Source organism: Effusibacillus lacus, assembly GCF_002335525.1.
Taxonomy (GTDB): Bacteria; Bacillota; Bacilli; order Tumebacillales; family Effusibacillaceae; genus Effusibacillus; species Effusibacillus lacus.
On record NZ_BDUF01000049.1, the window covers coordinates 49,038 to 71,214 of the forward strand.

Sequence of the window (22,177 nt, forward strand, 5' to 3'; positions counted from 1 at the left end):
GTCCCCCCTTGGCCTAGCCGCTCTTCTCAACTTTTGAGATCACTCCCCGGAAACGTACTTGCACATTTGCCTCAACGTGGATCTCCGCGTTACCAAAGTAATATTTCCCGTGGTCCCAATCGTTTTTGATCTGCTCCCACAGTTTTGGTTGTTTGCGGGACAACTCTTCTCCAAGCCCGATTACATCCGCCTTCAGTTCTTTCTGCAATTTGTCAAACGTTTTTGAAGTCAGTCGCTGGATCTGCTCCCGGGTTGCCTGTTCCACCTCTTTGACGAATTGTGCATCCATTAGGTCCCGCTGCGCCCAACTCTCACCTATTGAACCCTCCGCGTCGATCCGAATAGTAAAATGGTACTTTCCTCCTTTGACCACAGGTATCACTTTAGTTTTCACCCTCCGGATTTCATATACAACCCGTTCGCCGGACGGCAGTTCAGCGACAGTAATGCCCCCTTTCATCTTGCCGGTTACCCAGGAAAGACCTTCCGTTTCTTCTCCTGTCAGCCATCCGACCAATTTATTGTCATGGCCATGCATGACGGCAGCTCCAACGATCTTGACCTCATCCTTGTAGGGGATAGCCCGCTGCAGGACAAAGCTCGACTTCCCGTTCAGATTTTCCGAGAGATCGCCAATTGTCATCTCTTTGGGCATCCGTGGCGTTCTTTGGAAATTCTCCGTCAGTGAGTCCAGATATTCACTGTTCAGTTTTTCCTGGACAGGCCTTGCATTTAAAGCTTCTTTCGCTTTTCCCTGCACAACCACGACTTTCATGCGCCGACGCATCTCATGATCCCTCAACAGCATATCGATCACATTCGGCAGATAGCCGGTTTTGGCCAGTTCCTCCCCAATAACCACCAGTTTGTTATGTTCGAAATACAACGTACGACTGCTGCGGGTTCCAGCTAACCTGACGGTCTTAAACAGCGCATCTCCCTTTATCGTCAGGTTCATGAAAGCCTTTCCTTCCGATTTTCCACCACTTCCTTCGCCTCCTCCCGTTCCACCGGAGCCGCCGCCGGTTTGCAGATTGGCAGGGATGGCAACTTGATACGTTGCTTCCAGTTGCGGAAGCTTCTTCTGGTCTGATTTTTCCTCCGGCTGTCCGTCATTTGCTTCCTCAGCCATATCCAGTCCAATCGCCATCACAAAACCGCGTTCTTCGATCTCAACACGGTCCCAGCAGCCTACCGGGAAAGTGAGTCCTAGAACAGCTGTCAGAAGGAGCAAAATCTTATTTTTCCCCATAGTTGCCAAGCCTCCTGATTCGTGCGATCAGCAACAGGATCGGGGAAATTCCGGCCATGAACAGAATTCCGGCAATTGACACAATCTTTCCAAACTGAAACAACTCGACCACATTTTGCGGCGTCATGGCTCCAATATATACAACAGGAACTGCTGCATAGACGAATCTTTTGCTGTCCCGGTTAAACAGCTGCCCCAATGCTTGCCCCACCAGAAAATGGCTTATGGCGATCGTTGAGAAGATGGTCATGGTCCAAACGGTCAAAAACAACGATTCGATACGCTCAAGAAAGCCTCCGGGAAGTTCAACCGCCTTGATCATCTCCAGAGTTGGCCAGACAAGGGTCTTGAGAGTCTCGGTGTGGAATACGCCGATTGCCAGGAAAACCAGCATGGCATAGATAAAGGTAATGGACAATACAGCGGCAAGTCCCACCACAAGCGCATTGTTTTTTTTTCAAAGAATTGGAGAAATACCAAATGATTTCTACTCCCAACAGCGAGAAGGCCGCTGCGGGAACTCCCTTGAGCACCGGCTGGAACCCTTTTGAGAACATGGGTTGCAAGTTCTTGATCTCCACATTTTGGAAAGCCATCAACAGGCTCAAGATAAACATACCGACCACGACAGGAAAAAACATCTGGTTAATCCTTACAATTGGACCAAATCCTCCCGTAACCACGTAAACCGAGGCAAACAAGGGGATCAGAATCACGATTTCAATCGGGGTTCTGTCCAACAGGTATTGCCCGACCAACATCCCCAACCCGCGCAGTTCCATAGAAATGATCATTAGATAATAGAGGATGAGATACCAACCAATGACCCACTTGCCGAATTGTCCCACAAGAAGTTGACAGTCATCCAAAAAATGGGTTTGTGGAAATACGGAACTCAATTTTCCAAGAATGGCTACCGGTATGCATACGACAACCCCGACCAACAGCAAAGACATCCATGCATCCGGCGTCCCGCATGCATCCGTAACTTCTCTTGGCAATGTCAGAATTCCGAGTCCAAGCACATTGGAGACAAGTATCACCAGGAGTTGCAACGAGCTGATTGTTTCCCTGTTCTGCATCCTCATCCCCCTTATCCCATCCGGTCGGTATCGTCTGTAGGAATGGTTGCAGGCCGTTTGCGAAGGACCGAAATCGGCAGGCGAACGACCAGATCCTTCCAATCCCGCAGCTTGTAGGGACCAAAAGGTGTGGTGTATACGACTCCGAAACTCTTTAACCTGCACATGTGGATATTGAGGAAGATGTAAGCCATGATGATTCCATAGAGTCCAAAGAAGGCTGCCACAAACATGAATCCGAAACGCAGGATGCGAAAGGTGATGGCTGCCGGAAATGGCACACCTTCACGGTTGGCGGCAATGGACAAGGCCAATTTGCTGGGAATCATCCCCGGGTGAAACGACGTAAGAGCAATATACAATGCAGGAAGAAAGACCGAAATGAACGCGGTAAGATAACGCAAAAAACGAATCAAGGTTCCAATGGTCCACCTTTCGTAATAATCGTCAGGCGCTTTCATGAGATCGGAAAAAGTGAACGGCACAAGCAATACATAAGGTGAGCATCCAGCAGGACGGCAACTCTGCCTTCCAGCAGGCTGGCCACTACCCGGTCCGGACGTTCCGTAAGATGTCCCTGTGGAAAGGGAGACAGGAAATTGTCTTCAATGAGCTCTTCTATGACTCCACTGCCCGCTACATTATCAATATCAATTGCGGAAATACGATCTTTCACCTCGGTAATCAATTCCGGAAGAGGGAGGTACCGATTGTGTGGAGATTCATTGCAGACCATCTCCCGTCTGTCGGCGTTCTCGTATGGACCGGTGTCAGTCTGGCAGTTCCCCTCTTTTTCACGTGGCTGGTGCATACCCTGCACCAATTGGCGGACCCTCCCTGGTTGAGACAACAGAACAACCGGCAAGGAAAGGAGTCAAACAAGCAGAAAAAAAAGCCAGCATCCAACAGCTGACTTGTTTCAGTATGATGCCGCCGCCGTATCCTTCATGCGCGATCACTCTTCCTGAAAAACCCGGAACGTCCCGGTCGCCATGGCGAGCAGAGTTCCGTCTTCCGTTTCTACAATCGCTTCCGTTGTGACGGTTCGTTTGGTTCGGTGAACGATTCTTCCACGGGCGTAGATGGTTCCCTGATCAACCGCCGCCAGGAAATGAACGTTCATGTGAGTTGTCGCCTGAAACCGTCCGGCGGCAGCCCTTGAGGCCAACCCCATGGCGTTGTCCAGCAATGTGGCGTACACACCCCCGTGAACCGTCATGTTGCCGTTCAAATGGTACTGCTCGACCTTCAGCGAAAGAACCGAACGGCCTTCTTCCACTTCTTCGATCACAATCCCGACATGCCGCCAAAAAGGCACTTCCGAAAAGTACTCCCTTAATTCTTGCAACAGTTTCGGATCTGACATCTGCTACCTCCCCGTTATTTGCCTTGGAAATTCGGCTTTCTCTTTTCCAAAAAAGCTGTGGTTCCTTCCCGCTTGTCTTCGCTTGTAAACAAAATAGCCTGTGCCAGTTTCTCAATGACCAAACCGGTATGAAGGTCCGTCTCGAGTCCGGTTTGAATTGCGAGTTTCGCCAGACGAACGGCCAACGGCCCTTTGCCGAGTATGGCGTCCGCCGTTTTCCGCACTGCCGCCATCAGTTGATCGGGAGGGGCGACTTGTGTGACGAGTCCGATGGTTCTGGCTTCTTCCGCATCCACAAACGAGCCGGTCAGGATCATTTCCACCGCTTTCCCCCTGCCGACAAGTCTTGCCAGGCGCTGGGTTCCGCCGGCGCCCGGGATAATCCCCAGATTCAGCTCAGGCAATCCCATTTTCGCATGAGTGCTGGCGATTCGAATATCGCAGGCCAGGGCCAGTTCACACCCCCCACCCAATGCAAAGCCGTTGATGGCGGCAATGGTCGGCTTTTCATAGAGCTCCAGTTCCCGATAAAACGATTGCATCTGGGACTCCAGAGCATCAAACAGGGTGCGCTCCCGCAATTGGGAAATATCCGCACCTGCAGCAAAGGATTTCTCCCCCGAACCGGTAAATACGACCACTTGCACTTCCGGGTCGGTTTTCCAAGCCTGCAATACTGTCCGCATCTCGCTAACTGTTTCCATATTGAGCGCGTTTCGCACAGCCGGCCGGTTAATGGTAATGATGCCAAGACCTTGTTCGACGTTGGCCAAGATATTTTGAAACTCCATGATTACTCCCCTTCCGTTTTGTTTCGGATTCCATATTTGTAAGCTTTCCGGATGGCGGTTGATTGGCTAATTTTTAGCGCTTTTGCAACTTCGTACGAACTTCCGTATTTATGGAAGGCAGCTTCCAGCAGGCTTCGTTCCATTTCTTCGATGGCAGCCTGCAGCCCTTCCGATTCCGCCCGGCCGATCCATTCGTCTTCACTCAATGCCGGTGGCAGCAGATTCTGAACAAAGTCATTCTTCTGCTTCCCTTTGCTGCCGGGAATGGTTACCCCGGTCAAATGGGGCAAATGTTCCGGCTGAATCACATGTTCAGGTGTAATCACCAGCAGCCGTTCAATCAGGTTTGCCAGTTCCCGGATATTGCCGGGCCATTCATAACGCTCCAGAGCCTCCAGCGTCTCATCCGTCAGAGTTTTGGCCGTCTGATATTTGCGGTTGAATTTGTCGACATAAAACCGGATCAGGGGACGGATTTCTTCTTTTCTTTTTCGAAGGGGCGGAATCTCGATCGGCACCACATAAAGCCGGTAATACAAGTCTTCACGGAATGTGCCTTCGTCGACCATTTTCTTCAGATCGCGATTGGTGGCCGCTATGATTCTGACATTTACCCGGACCGGTTTGACTCCGCCCACCCGATGAAATTCCTGTTCCTGCAACACGCGCAGCAGCTTCACTTGAAGATGCAGCGGAAGTTCCCCGATTTCGTCAAGAAACAGGGTTCCCTCGTTGGCCAGTTCAAACATGCCCGGTTTGCCGTCCTTTTTCGCACCCGTGAAGGCTCCCGATTCATACCCGAACAGTTCCGATTCCAGCAGTTCCTGAGGGATGGCCCCGCAGTTGACTTTGATGAAAGCACCTTTTTCATAGCGGCGGCTGTTGCGATGAATCATGCGGGCCACCACTTCTTTGCCGACACCCGACTCTCCCAACAGCAAGACGGTCGTATCGGTATTGGCCACCCGGCGGGCCAGTTCCACCACTCGCTCCATCGGCTTACTCGCCACGATAAACGGTTCGTCTCCCGTATGGAATTTGCGCAGCTGCAGCAATTCCTCCCGCAACCGGTTCAATTCCGATATATCCCGCAGATTGGTCACGACCCGGATGACTTCTCCCTGCTCGTTGAACACCGGGCTCCCCGTTATCAGGAGCACTTTGCCGAGAGCGTTTTCCTGGATGACTGTTACCGGCTTTTTCTGCTTCATAACTTCAAATGACACGGATTTTTGCACAATGCCCCGCTTCTCCAGATAGCGAAGATCCTTGCCGACATAATATTCTTTGGGAATCCCTGTCAGCCGTTCGATCGCGTCGTTTGTCTTCAGGGTGATGCCATTGGCGTCAACTATATAGATGGCATCGTAGGAATTTTGGAAAATCGCATTCAGTTCGTCTGCGGCCGCTTTCATATCCTGCAGCCGCTCCTGCATGATTTTAAGCGGGACAGTGTTGTAGACAACAAGGCAAACAACTGCTTCTCCCGGGTCTTTTGCACAAGGAAACGCATTCACATAAAGATCCAAATCCCCAAGCGGCACACGCCAATCCATCGGTCTGCCGGAAGTCAGTATTTCAGACAACTGCCGTTTTGAGATCAAAATGTCAAACTTGGCCTTTACCACTTGATTGTTGGGCTTCCCCAACCAGCGGAGAATCGTATCGTTCGCGTACACAACGAACCCTTCACGGTCAAGGAAGGCAACACCAATGTCAATTTTCGGGCTTGCTGCGGTTTCTTTCACTTTTGCCATCACCCATTCCCCCGTCGCAAGAAGTCGCTGATTCTTATGACTTCTCTGTAAACCGTCGAGACTCCTTCCGTTAAATACAAGAAGGCCAAAGCAAGAAGGGACAGGCGTACTGTCACTTCAACCGGTGTCGAAGCATCGCAAAGTCTTCTCCCGGTTATAGATGTGAGCCAAGAAAACCTGTCGGCTTGCCGTCAGGATGAATTGGCTTTGGGTAAGAAAGCGCAAAAATCCTCTTGATTTTCCAATAAATTTGGTATAATGAATATAAGAACACCAGTTCGCGAAGGGTGGTGAACACAAATGAAAATTCATAAAGCATACCGTTTCAAGCTAGAGCCAACAAAGGAACAAATTCGTTTGCTCAAGCAAGCATGCGGTTGCCAACGCTTCGTTTACAACCACTATCTAAAAAAGAACATGGAGCAGTACGAACAGGACAAAACATTTGTGTTCTACCATGCGATGGCTACCGATTTGCCAAATCTAAAACAGCAGTTTCCCTTCTTGAGAGATGCTTTCTCTCAAAGTCTGCAAACCACCCTTCGCCACTTGGACCGCGCATTCAAAAACTTCTTTAAAGGGGCAGCCGAGTTCCCTGCCTTCAAAAAGAAGAATCGGCACGATTCCTTCACTTGCCCTCAGAAATTTCGCATCGCAGAAAAAGTCATCTTCATTCCGAAAATCGGCGAAGTGCGATACCGCAAATCAAGACAGATGGAGGGAAAAGTGAAATCCATCACGATCACTCAAAACTGTGGTCGCTGGTTTGTATCTGTCCTTACAGAGCAAGAAATCGTGGAACCCACGCCAACCTATGAAAATCCTGTAGGAATTGATGTGGGTTTGAAGGAATTTGTTTTTCTTTCCGATGGAACATCAATTGCCAACCCAAAATACTATCGACAGTACCAAGAAAAATTGGCAAAAGAACAACGCAAGTTGGCCAAGAAACAGAAGTTCTCGAAGAATTGGCACAAACAGCTTCGGAAAGTCCAAAACGTCCATTACAAAATCCGCAATTCACGCCAGGACTTTCTCCATCAGGTCAGTACGAAGATTGTCAAAAACCACGACATCATCTGTATGGAAGACCTGCATGTAAAAGGTCTGGTCAAGAATCGCAAGTTAGCGAAGTCGATTGCGGACGCAGGGTGGGACATGCTCAAAAACATGATTGCATACAAAGCCAGTTGGGCGAACAGGACGCTGGTTCAAGTGGAACGCTTTTACCCATCGACCCAAGAGTGTTCCGCTTGCGGAGGTCGAAAACTCATGCCTTTACACTTGCGAACCTACGTTTGCGAATCATGCAACACTACGATTGACAGGGACTATAATGCTTCCCTAAATATTGAACGACGAGGATTAGAAATCCTTGGATTCGCATAACAAACGGTACCCTCGGACGGAGGGAAACCGAACGCCTGTGGAGATAGTAGGTTGCGAGGTCGATGAAACAGGAATCCACGGGGATTGCTCCGTGTGAGCGTCAACTCCGCAAATTTTCAACGATCGTGGTGATTCCCTGTCCGCCTCCGATACACAGCGTCACCAATCCGTAACGGGATCCCCTGCGCTCCATCTCGCTCAACAGTTTGGTCATCAAGATGGCACCCGTGGCTCCCAAGGGATGCCCCAAAGCGATGGCTCCTCCGTTTACGTTTACCTTTTCAAGCCCCACTCCCAACTCTTTGATGACAGCCAGGGACTGTGCGGCAAACGCCTCATTGAGCTCGATCAGGTCGATGTCTTCCAATGCAAGGCCTGCCATTTGTAACGCTTTATGAGTGGATGGAACGGGGCCGATTCCCATGATTTCCGGGGATACTCCGGACACCGCCTGGGCCAGGATGCGTGCTTTCGGTCTCAATCCCCGTTTTTGGGCTTCCGCTTCTGACATGACCAGTACAGCCGAAGCGCCGTCATTGCGGCCGCTTGAATTGCCTGCCGTCACGGTGCCGCCCTTTTTGAAAACGGCGGGCAGGGTCAGCAGCTTTTCCACCGGGGTCAAGCGGGGATGTTCATCCACTTCAAACCGGATCGTTTCTTTTTTTCCCCGGATCTCGTAAGGAACGATCTCCTCCTTAAACTTGCCGGAAGAGATTGCGTAAGCCGCCCGGCTCTGGCTGAGAAAGGCGAATTCATCCTGTTCCTCCCGGCTGATCCCGTATTGTTCCGCAAGATTTTCGGCCGTCATCCCCATCGTCAACTCTCTGCCGTACACTTCAGGGGGCTGGGACCGGGGCTGACTTTCCGTATTGGGGTCCAGCAGCTGACCGTTGCCCGCCTCAAGGCCGTAACGAACCCCTCGAATATAATAGGGTGCGGTGCTCATACTTTCCGCCCCGCCCGCCACAACGATATTCGCCAGCCCGCACTGGATCTGCTGGGCTGCATTATTGATTGCCTGCAATCCGGAACCGCACTGCCTGTGAACGGTATATCCGGGAACCTCTACCGGAAGCCCTGCCCTCAGCAGCGCCACCCGGGCCATGTTGGGCGCATCCGTGCTCTGTTTGGCCTGCCCCATGATCACTTCATCCACATCATTTCCGTCTATCCCGCTTCGGCGCAGGACCTCCCCGATCACTTTGGCCGCCAGAAAGTCGACCTCCACATCCTTCAGGGCGCCCCCCATCTTTCCAATGGCTGTCCGGACAGCCTCCACAATGACAACCTCAGTCATCTTGTCTCCTCCCGACTTTTCCGTTTACATGCCCAGGTAGGCTTTCCGCAATCCTTGATCGCTCAACAGTTCCTTACCTGTCCCTTCCATGACGATCCGCCCGTTTTCCAACACATACCCGCAGTCAGCGATCTCCAAGGCCTTGTTCGCATTTTGTTCCACAAGCAGGATCGTCACCCCGGTATCCCGGATCTGGCGGATGAACTCAAACACCCACTGTACCAGAATCGGGGCCAGGCCGAGGGTCGGTTCATCCAGCATCAGAAGATCCGGCTTTGCCATCAGTCCCCGCGCGATGGCACACATTTGCTGCTCTCCGCCGCTCAAACTGCCTGCCAACTGCTTCTCACGTTCCTTGAGACGGGGCAACATTTCAAAGATGGTAACCAGGGTTTGCCCACGGTGAGCGCGGGCCCGTTTGGTGAAGGCCCCCATCTCCAAATTCTCCAGTACACTCATGTTGGGGAACAACCGTCTGCCTTCCGGAACGTGGATCAGTCCTTTTTCCACCCGAAGGTGAGGAGGGGTTACGGTCAACTCCTGCCCTTGGAAACGGATGCTGCCTTCCGCTTTCGGAACCACCCCCGAAATCGTCTTGAGGATGGTAGACTTGCCCGCTGCGTTGGCTCCGACAATCGTGACAATCTCCCCTTTGCCTACCGTCAGGGAAATGTCTCGCAATACCTGCACATCGCCATAGTAGGCGTTGATATTTTTAAGCTCCAGCATGCGCAACATCTCCCCCCAGATACGCCTTGATGACTTCCGGATTGCCGGTAACCTCCGAAGCGGTTCCCTCCGCCAGCTTCCGCCCCTGCTGCAGCACCACGATTCGTTCGCAAAGGGCCACTACCGCAGCCATCACGTGTTCAATCATGCAGATTGTGATTCCCTGATCCCTGTTCAGGCTTCGTATTAATGCCATCATTTCCTGTACTTCCGTCGGATTCAGCCCGCCCATGACTTCATCCAGGAACAGCAGGGAAGGTTGGGTAGCCAACGCCCGTGCCAGCTCCAGCTTCTTCTTGAGACCGACCGGCAGCGCCCGGGCTTCTTCACGCGCATAGGGTTTCAGCCCGAGCCTGTCAATCACTTCGTTTGCCGCCTTTTGAGCGTCAGCAAACAATTTGTGTCTGGGAAGAGCCCCCATCATTACGTTCTGTTCAACGGTTAATCCGCCAAACGGCTTTACCATTTGAAACGTCCGCCCGATCCCGAGTGAAGCGATCTGGTGGGGCTTTTTGCCGGTGATCACATGGTCCTGAAAGCGCACCTGTCCCTTATCGGATGGAATGTTCCCGGTGATCAGGTTAAACAAGGTGGTTTTGCCCGCCCCATTAGGACCAATGATGCCAAAGATCTCTCCCTTTTGGATTTCAAAGCTGATGTCGTCCACGGCCAGCAAACCGCCAAATCTTTTAGACAGGTTCTGCACGGTCAACACGTACGGTTCCTCCCTTCCGTTTTGCAAGCAACTGTCTAAACCACGGTACTACACCCTGGGGGATAAACAGCACGACCAACACCAGCAGCACACCGTAAACAACTGCTTGCAAGCCCCCCTGCGCACCTCCAAGCAGGGAGCGCAGCACGGTTCCCAGCAAGGTTATCAGAACAGCGCCAAAAATCGGTCCCCCTGCTGTACCGATTCCGCCGATAATGGCCATCAGGGCGATCTGGGCCGAAAGGGCAAAGGAGAATTCATGCATGGGCTCAATGATGCCGATATACTGGGCGTAAAAGGTTCCCCCCATGGCTGTCAAAGCACTGCTGATGACCATGGCAATCAGCCGGACCCGGATGCTGGATATGCCCAACGCTTGGGCTGCCTGCTCGTTTTCCCGGACCCCAATCAGGTAATAGCCGAAATGGGAGCGGTTCATCCATCGTGTGAACCCGTATGAAAGGGCAAGCAGCGCCAGCGCCAGGTAAAAATACGCAGCCTTGCTGTCAAACATCATGTTAAGGACACCCGGACGATAGGGAACCGGAATTCCGCTTGAACCTTGCGTCAGAGATTTCCAGTTGATGGCGATAATCATCAATACCTCCATTACCGCAATCGTGCAAAGGGTAAAAAAAGGTCCATGGAGACGCAATGTTACCGCACCGATAAACAACCCGAACAATCCTGCCAGGACGGCACCCAACAGCATGCCAACCCAAGGGGAAATTCCATAGTGAACAAACAGGATGGTTGAAGTATAGGCGCCGATTCCGAAGAAAGCTGCGTGTCCCAGCGACAACATACCGCCGTATCCTCCGACAATGTTCCAGGAACAGGCAATAAAGGCCCACAATACCATCATAATGAGAGTGTCCAACAGGAAATCCTGCTCTCCGAGAACGAGCGGAAGGGCCAAAGCGACCAGCAACCCCAGCAATTGATACACAGTGGTTCGTTTCATCACACAGCCTCCTCCGCATCACCCGGTCTGCCCAACAACCCGTTGGGACGCAAAATCAAAATCAAAATGAAAACGGTGAAATATACAAGTTGTTTCATGGAAGGCGCTATAAAGTAACTGCTGAGTGTTTCGATCACACCAATCAGCAACCCGCCTATGACGGCTCCGGGCAGACTGCCCAGCCCCCCCAGTACGACAACGACAAATGCGATGAGCGCAAACTGCTCTCCCACCGTCGGATAAACAGAGTAGATGGGAATCAGCAGGGAGCCTGCCACCCCCAGCAATCCGATGCCGATAGCAAAAGTAAGCATGTAGATTTTGGAATTGGAGACTCCCATTAATGTTGCGGAAAATCTGTCTTGTGACGCAGCCCGAATCGCTTTCCCCACATAGGTATAATGCAGGAACAGGAACAACAGGACTGTTATCACCGCTGCGATTAGAAACGCCACCAGGAGTGGCACTCCGATATGAATGGGTCCCAGGCTGATAACGGCAGACGACAGCGGCATGTTAATCCCGCGAAAATCGGCCGAGAACAGCACGAGAGCCAGATTCTGCAGCGCCACCGACAATCCGATGAAGGCGAAGATCTGCACCACATGCGGGCGCCCGATGGTTCTGCCAACAATCAGTTTGTAAAAGACGATCCCCAACGCGAAGAGCAGAAGGGCCATGATGAACATGGACACGTAAGGATGCACCCCAAGCAGTTGGAACAGGAAAAAGGCACCAAACATCCCCAGCATCAGAAAGTCACCGTGTGCGAAATTGACAATTTTCATAACACCAAACACCAGTGTCAATCCGACGCTGACAAGCACGTAAATTCCGCCCAACAAAAGCCCGGAGGCCAGCAGCTGCAAAAAAATGTCCATTGCTTCACCACCATTTCGTGTTATTTCCGTTCGCCCCATGCGGGAAGCGGGATCATGATCGGTTTGGCCACCGCAAAGTTCTCAGGATAAATCACATTGAGCTTGCCGTTTTGCCATTGCATGACTGCCATTTGGGCGCGGGTGTTCTGGCCGTCTTCCCCGAATTTGATGCCCCAGCCGACAGGGGTCGCACCTACCGGAAGATCAAGGGACAATGCCTGTTTCCGCACCTTTTCCGGATCCGTGGTTCCCGTTTTTTGCAATACGTCGTTAAACAGGACATAAGCCGAAGAAAACGCCAGTTTACCGATCAAGTCAGGTTCTTTTCCGAATTTTTCCTTGTAACGCTTGAAGAACTCCGTCTCAAGTTTTTGAGCTTCCGGAGTGAGGGCCTGCTTGTTGATCAGCATGGCGCTTGAAGTGTCCAATACCCCGTCCGCATCTTTTCCAAAGGTATGTCCGAAGTTGTCCGAGCTTTGTCCCGCACCGTTGCCGATGACCGCTTTCACGTTTAACCCCAGCTGCTTTGCCTGTTTCCAGAACAATTGGGCATCGGTATCGTATTGAACGACATCCAATACATCCGGGTTCAGTTCTTTCAGCTTCAGGATAATGGATGTCATATCGTTGGTCTGCTTGGCGTTGTACTTGATTTCTCCGACAATCGGAATGCCCGCTTTCTCCGCCGCTTCCTTGGTAGCCTTAGTAACCCCTGTACCAAAGTCTCCATCCTCATGCACAATCGCAACCTTCATTTGCGACGGCTGCAGCCCCAGCTTCGGAGCCACTTCTTTCGCCAGATATTCGATTGTCGTCGGACCATACGAGGCCGCACTCGGATTTGGTCGAAACACGTATTTGTATCCCCGTGTGGTAATACGCGGGTCGGTAGCGGCCACTTCCCAATAAACGACCTTGTTCCTTTCGGTGACTTCCGATGCAGCCATGGCCAGCGGACTCGCGTAAAAGCCGACAATCGTCTTCACTTTTTCCTGTGAAATCAGGCGGTTCACTTCGTTGACAGCAGCCGTTGCATCCGGAACGTCCGCTTTCACCAATTCGATTTTTTTGGTATTGGGCTGGTCATTGATCACATCTTTTGCGATTTCTACACCATTGGTGCAGGCTTGGCCAATTTTTGCCAGGCTGCCCGAAACGGGGAACGCAACCCCAACTTTTAAAGACTCGGTCGACGAAGATGTTCCGGTTGAACACCCTGCCAGCAGGCTTGTCGCCAGAGTTGTGGACAGTACACCCATCATCCATCGATTTCTCTTTTTCATGTTGACCCCTCGTCTTTCTTTTGATTTTTTTGGTTGTATGGGAGGTTATGCACCTATTCGCGGATTTTTCGGTCTTTTTGCAATCCGAAAGCTGTCGGACACACTGAAATGTGCCGGCGTCATTTCCCTTAACTGATCAAGCGTCAACTCATCCACCATTTCTTCCAACACCATTTTCGAATCGACAAAACGAAACACGGCAAATTCTGTTACCAGGATGTCGACTTCTTCTTTGGCTGTCAGCGGGTACGTGCAGGATGGAAGCAGCTTCGGCTTGCCATCGGGGGTGAGATGGGTCGTCGCGACGATCACCGTCCGTGCACCCACAATCAGATCCATGGCACCCCCTACTCCCAGCACATCTTTTCCGGGAACCGCCCAGTTGGCAATGTCCCCCCTTTCACTGACCTGCAGGGCACCAATAACGGTCTTGTCCACATGACCGCCGCGCATCATGGCAAACGACAGTGCGGAATCGAAATAGGAAGCTCCCGGCAGTTCCGTGATGGGCAGTTTGCTGGCGTTGATCAGATCCGGATCGCTCCGTTCAGGAGGAGGCGTGGGACCTACGCCAAGGATGCCGTTCTCGGATTGTAAAAACACCTGCCGGTCGGAAGGGATATAATCCGCCACCAGAACGGGAATCCCAATCCCCAGGTTCACAATATCTCCGTTCTCCAGTTCCTGTGCCGCCCGCCATGCAATATAGTTCCGGTAATCGGTCATGCCATTCCCCCCTTGCACACCACAACGTCAACAAACAGATGAGGCGTGACAATCGCTTCCGGATCCAGCTCCCCGATCTCCACAACCTCGTCCACTTCCGCAATCGTGAGATCCGCTGCCATTGCCATTACGGGATTGAAGTTGCGGGCTGTCTTGTAGTAAATCAGATTTCCGTAACGGTCGGCCTTGTACGCTTTGATCAATGCCACATCCGCCCGTAAACTCCTTTCCAATACATATTCCCGTCCATCAAACACCTTGGTTTCTTTGCCTTCCGCCAGCAGGGTGCCTGCGGCTGTCGGCGTATAGAAGGCTGCAATTCCGCTTCCTCCCAGCCGAATGGCTTCACTGAACGTGCCCTGCGGAAGCAATTCCACCTCCAGCTTTCCTTCCCGCTTGTGGCGGGAGACATCCGGATTGCTTGTAAAGTAGGTGCCGATCGCTTTTTTCAGGCGGCCGGCCAGCAGCAGTTTGCCAAGTCCTTGCCCCGGCTGTCCGACATTGTTGCTGATAACGGTCAAATCCCGGACATCGGTCTCAAGCAAAGCCTCAACCAAAGTCAAGGGCTGGCCCGACAATCCGAATCCACCGACCATGATCGTGGAGCCGTTTTGTATAAGCGCAACTGCTTCCCTTGCTGTCATGAATCTTGCAGGCATTGGGACCCCCCCGTAAGATTCTCAATGATCATCGCGACACCCTGTCCGCCGCCGACACACTGCGTAGCCAACCCGTATCGACTGCCGCGGCGTTTCATTTCATACGCCAACGAAACGACCAGGCGGGTTCCCGTACATCCCAGCGGGTGTCCCAGAGCGATCGCTCCCCCGTTTACATTTACTTTCGCCGGATCCAGCCCGAGTTCACGGATACAAGCTACCGATTGGGAAGCAAACGCTTCATTCAACTCCACCAGATCGATATCGTCCAAGGACAGTCCCGATTGCTTCAGCGCCTTCAAGGTCGCCGGAACCGGCCCAATACCCATATACTCAGGCTCCACGCCGGCAGCCGCAAAAGTAACGATTCTCGCCAGCGGGACAAGCCCCAACCCTCGGGCTTTGTCGGCTGACATCAGCACTACCGCTGCCGCCCCATCGTTTCGTCCGCAGGAATTACCGGCAGTAACGGTACCGTTCGGCCTGAATGCCGGTCGCAGGTTGGCCAGTTTCTCCATCGTTGTATCCGGTCTGGGAAACTCGTCAACCTGGAAGGTGATGGATTGTTTCTTTTGTTTCACTTCGACCGGCACGATTTCATCCTGAAATACGCCGTTCGCCAATGCCTTCGCCGCTTTCATTTGGCTCTCATAGGCAAAACGATCCTGATCCTCCCGGCTGATTCCGTATTTGTCCGCCACGTTTTCGGCAGTCTGGCCCATTCCCAGATCTTTGCCGTAGATGTCCATCGGTTGCGAACCGGGGCCTCCCTCCAGATTGGCGTCCACCAATTCGGGGGGAAGATCGGAATTGCGGATGTTTCGGAGATAGAAGATGGATTGACTCATATTTTCCGTGCCGCCTGCCACAACAATATCGGCTGCTCCCATCACAATCTCTTTCATCCCGAGACTGATCGCTTGCATGCCGGACCCGCACAGCATATTGACCGTATAGGCGGGTGTGGAAACCGGAATTCCCGCCTTCAGTGCGGCCACCCTGGCGATGTTGTTCGCACGGCTGGTGGAGCGGACATGGCCCAAGACAACGGTTTCTACCGATTCTTTTGAAATCCCGGCCCGTTCCATTGCCCCCCGGATGACCACATCCGCAAGATCTTCCGGATTGACGGACGTCAAGGTCCCTCCATACTTGCCGATGGCCGTTCGAGCCGCACTGACAATCACAACCTCTTTCATTTATCGGTCCCCCTTTGTGCGATCTGGTGCTTCCGTTGCTTCGGAGCGACTTGTGCTCTTTGCTTGCTCTGTGTAGTCGTACCAGCCTTTGCCGGTTTTCCGGCCCCACTCCCCTTTTTTAAATTTCTCGATCACCGATTTTTTCGGTCCGGCCTGCGGATCTCCGGTTTCTTCCATCCGCTGCATCCGCACGTAGTAGTTCACGTCAATCCCTGTCAAATCCATCAGGGCAAAGGGACCGATCGGATGGTTCAATGCCTTCAGGCATGCCAGGTCAATATCTTCAAACGATGCGATCCCCTGTTCGTACAGGGAAACCGCTTCATCCATCATCGCACCCAGAATCCGGTTGGCGACGAATCCGGATATCTCCTTGTGAAGCACGATTGGAATCTTGCCAATCTTGCGGGTCAATTCCACCGTAATATCAACCGTTTCCTGTGAGGTGTGCGGATTTCGTACAACCTCCACCAGCTCCATCACCAGCGCCGGGTTGAAGAAGTGCATATTGCAGACTTTCTCCGGCCGTTTTGTCGCATCGGCCACCTTCGAGCTGACGATGGTCGAACTGTTGGTCGCGAGGATTGCGTGAGCGGGAGTCAGCCGATCCAATTCGGCAAACAATTGCCGTTTGACTTCCAGTTTTTCAATAATCGCTTCGATCACGAAGTCTGCATCCCGAGCAGCCTGTTCCAGATTCTCGGAGAACGTAAGCCGGGCAAATGCTTCCTCAACCTGCGCCTGCGTCAACCGTCCTTTGTCGACTCGCCGCCGCATATGTCCTTTCAATGATTCTTCCGCCTTCTGCAAGCTTTCTTGAGAAATGTCCTGCAGCGCTACCTCATAACCTGCCAACGCGCATACCATGGCGATCTGGGAACCCATGGCTCCCGACCCGACCACCAGAATCTTGCGAATCTCTTCGATGCCCATGGTTCTCCCCCATTTCACGAGTGTGACAATGTTTATTTTCCCAGCAGCTGTGCCGCCACAATGTTGCGTTGGATCTCATTGGTGCCCTCGTAAATTTTGGTGATACGGGCGTCACGATAGAACCGTTCAACCTCATATTCCTTCATATACCCGACTCCCCCAAAGATCTGCAGCGCCCTGTCGGCCACCTTATTGAATGTTTCGGTTGAGAACAGCTTCGTCATGGCCGCTTCCTTGATTGCTTTTTCGCCGTTTTCCAACCTTTGGGCCACCTGATAATTGAACGCCCGGCCTACCTCGGTCTCGGTTGCCATATCGGCCAGCATCCACTGCAGCCCCTGGTTCTCGGCAATCGGTTTGCCGAATTGCACCCTTTGCTTCATATAATCCGTGCAAAGTTCAATCAGTTTCTGACAGGAACCGTATGCCCGGGCAGCGAGTGTGCAGCGGCCTTCCGTCAAAATCTTGAGAGCCGAGGCATACCCCATGCCGACTTCTCCGAGAACGTTTTCTTCCGGCACTTCACAATCCTCGAAGAACAATTGAGCGGTATGGGAACCGCGAAGTCCCATTTTCTTGTCCACCGCCCCCACTTTGAAACCGGGGAAATTCTTCTCGACCGCCAATGCGGTAAACCCGCCCTTGACTCCTTTGGATGGGTCGGTGACTGCGATCACGGTAAACAGATCCGCGTAGGGACCGTTTGTGATAAAATGTTTCATTCCGTTGATCACCCAACGGTCTCCCTTTTTCTCCGCACGGGTTTTGATGTTTGTTGCGTCTGACCCGGCTTCCGGCTCCGACAGGGCAAAAGCGGCCAACAACTTGCCCGCGGCCAAATCCGGCAGGTACTTCTGCTTCAGATGTTCGCTGCCAAGACGGACGATGCCGGTGCTGCCGATTCCCGTGTGGGCGCTGATAATGGACACAAATCCGTTGTGGGTCCGGCCCATTTTTTCCAGTACCAGGCATTTGCCAACCACCCCGAGACCCAGTCCTCCGTATTCCTCGGGAATTCCCATGCCGTAAAGCCCCAGCTGCTTCGCTTTGTCCAGCAGATGTTCCGGAACATGATCCTCTTCTTCAATCTGGTTGGCGAGCGGTTCCACTTCATTGTCGACAAATTCTTGCACCGTTTGGGCAATTTGCCGCAGTTCTTCGGAAAACTGCATATCTCATTCTCCTTCCTTATTGGGCGTTGGACGAATCTTTCATATTCATTCGCTCTTCTTCCACCAAAGTGCGCTTCAGAATTTTTCCGACTGTGGTTTTGGGAAGCGAACTTCTCAGTTCAACGCTGCGGGGTGCTTTGTAGGGAGACAATTGGCTCCGGCAAAAATCAATCAGTTCCTCTTCCGTAACGGATTGCCCCTGTTTTGGAACCACATAGGCTTTGACCGCTTCCCCTCTATACGAATCCGGAATCCCCACCACCGCTGCCTCTTGCACAGCCGGGTGCTGGTACAACACTTCTTCCACTTCCTTCGGATAAACATTCAACCCGCCGGTAATAATCAACTCTTTCTTGCGGCCGACGATGTAGTAGTATCCGTCCTCATCCATCATGGCAATGTCACCGGTATATAACCATCCTTCCCGCAATGCGGCTCGTGTTTCCTCAGGATTGTTCCAATACCCTTTCATCACTTGCGGTCCTTTGACAACCAGTTCCCCTGCTTCCCCGGTTGACAAAGTCCGGCCTCCGGTTTCCAGGTCAACAATCCGTGCCTCGGTATGAACCAGGGGGATCCCGATGCTGCCTGCTTTTCGTATCCCCTGAACCGGATTGCGATGAGTGACCGGCGACGCTTCGGACAACCCGTACCCTTCCACGATCCGGGCTCCTGTTTTTGCCTCAAACTGATGAATCACTTCGACCGGCATCGGAGCCGAGCCGCAATTGCATACCTTAAGACATGTCAAGTCCGTTTCCCCACTCTTCGGATGGTTCAGCAGCGCAATGTACATCGTGGGAACGCCGGGAAACAAAGTCGGCCGGTATTTGGCAATGATTTCGATCACTTCATCCCTGTCAAATCCGGACAGCAGGATGACCGTCCCGCCAATCAACACCGATACGTTCATGCAACTGGTCATGCCGTATACGTGATACAACGGGGAAATCCCCAAAGTCACTTCCCCGGGAATTTGTAATACCTGAGAGCTGGCCCAATAGCTCTGATAGGCATTGGCGACCAGGTTGTAGTGGGTCAGCATGACTCCTTTTGACCGACCAGTCGTTCCACCCGTGTACTGAAGAACCGCCACATCTTCCTTAGCATCTATTTCCGGTTGCGGGGGACATGGCGGACAGGAAGCGATCAGTTTCTCGGCGTGCAAAAGCGTATGATCCGGAGAATCCGGGCAGGGGCCGAACAGAATGATTCTCTCAATTGCCGTTTGCGACCGGACAGCAAGCAGCTTGCCGGTCTGTTCATCTGATGTCAAAACCCATTTGGCGCCCGAGTCCTGAAGAATATGTTTCAACTCGTGTTCCGTATAGTGGGGATTGACCTGAACCACAATTCCCCCCGCCTGCAGCACGGCATAATAGGCAATCATGTATTGCGGGCAGTTGGGGAACATCACCGCGGCACGGTCCCCTTTCTGCAGCCCGAGGTTGGCCAGGGCGGCCGCCAGGGAATCGACATTCTCTTTCAGCTGCCGGTACGTATACGCTTCGTCATTGTATCGGACTGCCGTCTGTTCCGGGTATTTGGCGGCTGTATTGGTTAACAACTGAAAAACCGGGTGAACCGGAATCTCGATCATCCGCTACACCCCCGCCGGCCGATGTTTTTTCCTGTACTCCTTGATCAGTTGCGCCCCGATAATATTGCGCTGGATCTCCGACGTTCCTTCATAGATCCTGGTGATTCTTGCATCGCGATAAAACCGTTCAATCGGGTATTCCGCAATGTACCCGATTCCGCCGTGCACCTGCACCGCTTTGTCCGCTATCCGGTTGTATGCTTCAGAACCGTACAGTTTCACCATGGCGGCTTCTTTGATTACGTTCAGATTCTGGTCCGTCATCCAGGCTACCCGGTAGGTCATCGAACGAAGAACTTCGATCTCCATCGCCATGTCGGCCAACATGTGAAGCACAGCCTGTTGTTCAATAATCGGCTTGCCGAATTGTTCCCGTTCCAGCGCGTATTGAACCGATTTGTCAAGCAGATACTGGCAGGAACCCAGGTTTCGTGCTGCCAGTCCTGCACGCCCGTTGGCAAGAATCTTCAAAGCGTTGACGTATCCCTCGCCTTCGGCTCCCAAGCGGTTTTCCACGGGAACTTCCAGATCCTCGAAGAACAGTTCATTGGAGTGGGAGCCTCGGAGCCCCATCTTTTTCTCCGTTTTTCCGATCACAAACCCGGGAAAATCTTTCTCCACGATAAAGGAGGTAATGCCTTTCGGACCTTTGCTCGGGTCAGTCACCGCCATGACCGTGAATACATGGGCGTCTTGTGCATTGGTAATGTAGTGCTTCGATCCGTTCAATATATACCGGTCTCCCTTGCGGACCGCTGTGGTTTTGAGGTTGGCTGCATTCGAGCCTGCGCTTGGTTCCGTCAGGGCAAAGGCTCCCATCCATTTGCCGGTTGCCATGTTGGGAAGGTAGCGCTGCTTCTGTTCTTCGTTGCCCAATTCCACAATGCCGACAGTGCCGATTCCGTTATGGGTTCCGATAAAGGTTGTGAAACCGTTGTGGGTTTTCCCCAATTCTTCAAAAATGGCGCACTTTCCCACCATGTTCAGACCTAGCCCGCCGTACTCCTCCGGGATGCTCAGACCAAACAACCCCATATCTTTTGCCTTCTGCACAATCCCTGGCGGTATTTCATTCTGTTCCTCAATCAAATGGGCGACCGGTTCCACTTCATTTTCTATGAATTCTCTGACGATCAGCCGAAACGATTCAATCTCCTCCGGCAGTGTAAAGTCCATAATGGCGCTCCTTTCTCTCCCATCCTAAAATGATCAGTTTCGATCAGTAGGCGAAATCCTTTTTCCGTCTTCCCCGTATTCAAAGATGCCCCGACCGCTTTTCTTTCCGAGACGTCCCGCTTTGACATATTTGATCAACAGCGGACACGGACGGTATTTTTCCCCCAGTGTCTTGTGCAAGTACTCCAGATTTCGCAGCCGGGAATCCAATCCCACCAGATCCGCCAGCTCCAGCGGCCCCATTGGATATCCAAGTCCAAGCCTGATGGCCTTGTCGATATCCTCGGCACTTGCCACACCTTCCATCAACATATACATCGCTTCGTTTCCGACAAGAGCACTGATCCGGCCCGGAACAAAACCTGGAAATTCATTTACTTCCACAGTTTCCTTGCCCATTTGCCCGGCTGCGGCCCGCACGATCCGAACCGTCTGATCCGATGTGTCCATGCCCCGTATGATTTCAACGAGCTTCATCTTGGGAACCGGGTTGAAAAAGTGCATAGCCACACAGCGATCGGGTCGACCTGTACCTGCTGCAATTTCCGTCGGACTCATGGTCGACGTATTGGTGGCAAGAATGGCGTGAGGCTTGCAGATCTTATCCAACTGGCGAAAAATCTCCACTTTCAAATCCATCAGTTCGAGCACAGCTTCAATTACCAAGTCCGCGTCCCGTGCCGCCTCGGCCAATGTGTCGGATAAACGAATTCTCCCGAGAGCTGCTTCCGCATCCGCTTGCGAAAGCTTTCCCCGTTTGACACCTTCTTGCAGATCGCGTTCTATAGCTTGTCGGGCACGCTCCAAAGCCTCCTGTTTCACATCGTGCAAGGCGACTTGAAATCCTCCAACCGCCGCCGCATAAGCGATTCCTTGCCCCATGACGCCAGAACCTACAACCGCAATAGTTTGGACCTCCAAATTCATCCCCCTCTTTATGAGTCACTTATTGTGCTGTTATGTTTTCACAATGCAAGTTCCATGCCAAATATATAAAATAGTCCAAATACTAAGTCATAAATAAAAAAAGCTTGGCCATTTTCCGAATCGCCAAGCTTTTGTAAGTCTATTATGAATTAAACAATGCAACAATGACTTATTCATTTATGACTTTCTTCAGTTCTTCCGTCAACACGGGCACCACTTCGAACAGATCGCCCACGATGCCGTAGTCCGCAACCTTGAAGATCGGGGCTTCCGGATCTT

At 52.2% G+C, this 22,177-nt stretch carries 19 protein-coding genes and 3 pseudogenes; 1 reads left to right on the plus strand and 21 read right to left on the minus strand.

The window, feature by feature from the left end; all coding sequences use genetic code 11:
* Positions 1-13: 13 nt before the first annotated feature.
* The 6 genes and pseudogenes from EFBL_RS09220 to EFBL_RS09250 form a co-directional block, all read right to left on the minus strand.
* A complete protein-coding gene (locus tag EFBL_RS09220; protein WP_096181847.1) occupies positions 14-1,252 on the minus strand; it encodes a Ger(x)C family spore germination protein in 1,239 nt (412 codons plus the stop codon).
* Positions 1,239-2,340 (minus strand): annotated as a pseudogene (locus EFBL_RS09230) (GerAB/ArcD/ProY family transporter). Before EFBL_RS09230 ends, EFBL_RS09220 begins: the two are co-directional and overlap by 14 nt.
* A gap of 5 nt (positions 2,341-2,345) precedes the next feature.
* A pseudogene (locus tag EFBL_RS09235) lies at positions 2,346-3,025 on the minus strand (spore germination protein); the annotation flags it as partial.
* A gap of 264 nt (positions 3,026-3,289) precedes the next feature.
* Positions 3,290-3,700: a PaaI family thioesterase gene (locus EFBL_RS09240; protein ID WP_096181850.1), complete on the minus strand. Its 411-nt coding sequence runs from the start codon at positions 3,698-3,700 to the stop codon at positions 3,290-3,292.
* 14 nt (positions 3,701-3,714) lie between these two features.
* Positions 3,715-4,491 (minus strand): enoyl-CoA hydratase/isomerase family protein, encoded by a 777-nt coding sequence (locus EFBL_RS09245; RefSeq protein WP_096181851.1) that lies wholly within the window; start codon positions 4,489-4,491, stop codon positions 3,715-3,717.
* 2 nt (positions 4,492-4,493) lie between these two features.
* Positions 4,494-6,248, minus strand: a complete 1,755-nt coding sequence (locus EFBL_RS09250) for a sigma-54 interaction domain-containing protein (RefSeq protein ID WP_096181852.1) — start codon at positions 6,246-6,248, stop codon at positions 4,494-4,496.
* A 300-nt stretch (positions 6,249-6,548) separates the two neighbouring features.
* Here EFBL_RS09250 and EFBL_RS09255 point away from each other — a divergent pair, with 300 nt between their 5' ends.
* Entirely contained in the window at positions 6,549-7,637 is a 1,089-nt protein-coding gene (locus EFBL_RS09255) for an RNA-guided endonuclease TnpB family protein (protein ID WP_096181853.1), read from the plus strand.
* Between the two features lie 100 nt (positions 7,638-7,737).
* On the opposite strand, the gene EFBL_RS09260 is transcribed toward EFBL_RS09255, so the two are convergent.
* The 15 genes and pseudogenes from EFBL_RS09260 to EFBL_RS09330 form a co-directional block, all read right to left on the minus strand.
* Positions 7,738-8,934 (minus strand): thiolase family protein, encoded by a 1,197-nt coding sequence (locus EFBL_RS09260; RefSeq protein WP_096181854.1) that lies wholly within the window; start codon positions 8,932-8,934, stop codon positions 7,738-7,740.
* Between the two features lie 24 nt (positions 8,935-8,958).
* A complete protein-coding gene (locus EFBL_RS09265) occupies positions 8,959-9,663 on the minus strand; it encodes an ABC transporter ATP-binding protein (RefSeq protein ID WP_096181855.1) in 705 nt (234 codons plus the stop codon).
* Positions 9,650-10,378: an ABC transporter ATP-binding protein gene (locus tag EFBL_RS09270; RefSeq protein WP_096181856.1), complete on the minus strand. Its 729-nt coding sequence runs from the start codon at positions 10,376-10,378 to the stop codon at positions 9,650-9,652. Before EFBL_RS09270 ends, EFBL_RS09265 begins: the two co-directional genes overlap by 14 nt.
* Complete coding sequence (locus EFBL_RS09275) at positions 10,353-11,342, minus strand: branched-chain amino acid ABC transporter permease (RefSeq protein ID WP_096181857.1); 990 nt, start codon at positions 11,340-11,342, stop codon at positions 10,353-10,355. The genes EFBL_RS09270 and EFBL_RS09275 overlap by 26 nt, the downstream gene beginning before the upstream one ends.
* The gene (locus tag EFBL_RS09280; RefSeq protein WP_096181858.1) at positions 11,342-12,223 is read right to left on the minus strand and encodes a branched-chain amino acid ABC transporter permease; all 882 of its coding nucleotides are present in this window, start codon (positions 12,221-12,223) and stop codon (positions 11,342-11,344) included. Before EFBL_RS09280 ends, EFBL_RS09275 begins: the two co-directional genes overlap by 1 nt.
* A 20-nt stretch (positions 12,224-12,243) precedes the next feature.
* Complete coding sequence (locus EFBL_RS09285) at positions 12,244-13,506, minus strand: ABC transporter substrate-binding protein (RefSeq protein WP_096181859.1); 1,263 nt, start codon at positions 13,504-13,506, stop codon at positions 12,244-12,246.
* 45 nt (positions 13,507-13,551) lie between these two features.
* Entirely contained in the window at positions 13,552-14,232 is a 681-nt protein-coding gene (locus EFBL_RS09290; RefSeq protein ID WP_096181860.1) for a 3-oxoacid CoA-transferase subunit B, read from the minus strand.
* Positions 14,229-14,891, minus strand: coding sequence for a CoA transferase subunit A (locus EFBL_RS09295; protein ID WP_096181861.1), 663 nt, complete (start codon positions 14,889-14,891; stop codon positions 14,229-14,231). Before EFBL_RS09295 ends, EFBL_RS09290 begins: the two co-directional genes overlap by 4 nt.
* The gene (locus EFBL_RS09300; protein ID WP_096181862.1) at positions 14,873-16,090 is read right to left on the minus strand and encodes a thiolase family protein; all 1,218 of its coding nucleotides are present in this window, start codon (positions 16,088-16,090) and stop codon (positions 14,873-14,875) included. Before EFBL_RS09300 ends, EFBL_RS09295 begins: the two co-directional genes overlap by 19 nt.
* Positions 16,091-17,023, minus strand: coding sequence for a 3-hydroxyacyl-CoA dehydrogenase family protein (locus EFBL_RS09305; RefSeq protein WP_096181863.1), 933 nt, complete (start codon positions 17,021-17,023; stop codon positions 16,091-16,093).
* Positions 17,024-17,055: 32 nt separating this feature from the next.
* The gene (locus EFBL_RS09310; protein ID WP_096181864.1) at positions 17,056-18,195 is read right to left on the minus strand and encodes an acyl-CoA dehydrogenase family protein; all 1,140 of its coding nucleotides are present in this window, start codon (positions 18,193-18,195) and stop codon (positions 17,056-17,058) included.
* Positions 18,196-18,211: 16 nt separating this feature from the next.
* Positions 18,212-19,795 carry a long-chain-fatty-acid--CoA ligase gene (locus tag EFBL_RS09315; protein WP_096181865.1) on the minus strand — a complete coding sequence of 528 codons (1,584 nt, stop codon included), beginning with the start codon at positions 19,793-19,795 and terminating at the stop codon, positions 18,212-18,214.
* 3 nt (positions 19,796-19,798) lie between these two features.
* The gene (locus EFBL_RS09320) at positions 19,799-20,971 is read right to left on the minus strand and encodes an acyl-CoA dehydrogenase family protein (RefSeq protein ID WP_096181866.1); all 1,173 of its coding nucleotides are present in this window, start codon (positions 20,969-20,971) and stop codon (positions 19,799-19,801) included.
* Positions 20,972-21,004: 33 nt separating this feature from the next.
* On the minus strand, positions 21,005-21,892 hold the full coding sequence (locus tag EFBL_RS09325; RefSeq protein WP_096181867.1) for a 3-hydroxyacyl-CoA dehydrogenase: 888 nt from the start codon (positions 21,890-21,892) through the stop codon (positions 21,005-21,007).
* 175 nt (positions 21,893-22,067) lie between these two features.
* A pseudogene (locus EFBL_RS09330) lies at positions 22,068-22,177 on the minus strand (electron transfer flavoprotein subunit alpha/FixB family protein); the annotation flags it as partial.

Coding starts and splice junctions, on each gene's coding strand:
- EFBL_RS09220 (WP_096181847.1), bottom strand. CDS start 1,252: ATGGGGAAAAATAAGATTTTGCTCCTTCTGACAGCTGTTCTAGGACTC.
- EFBL_RS09240 (WP_096181850.1), bottom strand. CDS start 3,700: ATGTCAGATCCGAAACTGTTGCAAGAATTAAGGGAGTACTTTTCGGAA.
- EFBL_RS09245 (WP_096181851.1), bottom strand. CDS start 4,491: ATGGAGTTTCAAAATATCTTGGCCAACGTCGAACAAGGTCTTGGCATC.
- EFBL_RS09250 (WP_096181852.1), bottom strand. CDS start 6,248: ATGGCAAAAGTGAAAGAAACCGCAGCAAGCCCGAAAATTGACATTGGT.
- EFBL_RS09255 (WP_096181853.1), top strand. CDS start 6,549: ATGAAAATTCATAAAGCATACCGTTTCAAGCTAGAGCCAACAAAGGAA.
- EFBL_RS09260 (WP_096181854.1), bottom strand. CDS start 8,934: ATGACTGAGGTTGTCATTGTGGAGGCTGTCCGGACAGCCATTGGAAAG.
- EFBL_RS09265 (WP_096181855.1), bottom strand. CDS start 9,663: ATGCTGGAGCTTAAAAATATCAACGCCTACTATGGCGATGTGCAGGTA.
- EFBL_RS09275 (WP_096181857.1), bottom strand. CDS start 11,342: ATGAAACGAACCACTGTGTATCAATTGCTGGGGTTGCTGGTCGCTTTG.
- EFBL_RS09280 (WP_096181858.1), bottom strand. CDS start 12,223: ATGGACATTTTTTTGCAGCTGCTGGCCTCCGGGCTTTTGTTGGGCGGA.
- EFBL_RS09285 (WP_096181859.1), bottom strand. CDS start 13,506: ATGAAAAAGAGAAATCGATGGATGATGGGTGTACTGTCCACAACTCTG.
- EFBL_RS09290 (WP_096181860.1), bottom strand. CDS start 14,232: ATGACCGATTACCGGAACTATATTGCATGGCGGGCGGCACAGGAACTG.
- EFBL_RS09295 (WP_096181861.1), bottom strand. CDS start 14,891: ATGCCTGCAAGATTCATGACAGCAAGGGAAGCAGTTGCGCTTATACAA.
- EFBL_RS09300 (WP_096181862.1), bottom strand. CDS start 16,090: ATGAAAGAGGTTGTGATTGTCAGTGCGGCTCGAACGGCCATCGGCAAG.
- EFBL_RS09305 (WP_096181863.1), bottom strand. CDS start 17,023: ATGGGCATCGAAGAGATTCGCAAGATTCTGGTGGTCGGGTCGGGAGCC.
- EFBL_RS09310 (WP_096181864.1), bottom strand. CDS start 18,195: ATGCAGTTTTCCGAAGAACTGCGGCAAATTGCCCAAACGGTGCAAGAA.
- EFBL_RS09315 (WP_096181865.1), bottom strand. CDS start 19,795: ATGATCGAGATTCCGGTTCACCCGGTTTTTCAGTTGTTAACCAATACA.
- EFBL_RS09320 (WP_096181866.1), bottom strand. CDS start 20,971: ATGGACTTTACACTGCCGGAGGAGATTGAATCGTTTCGGCTGATCGTC.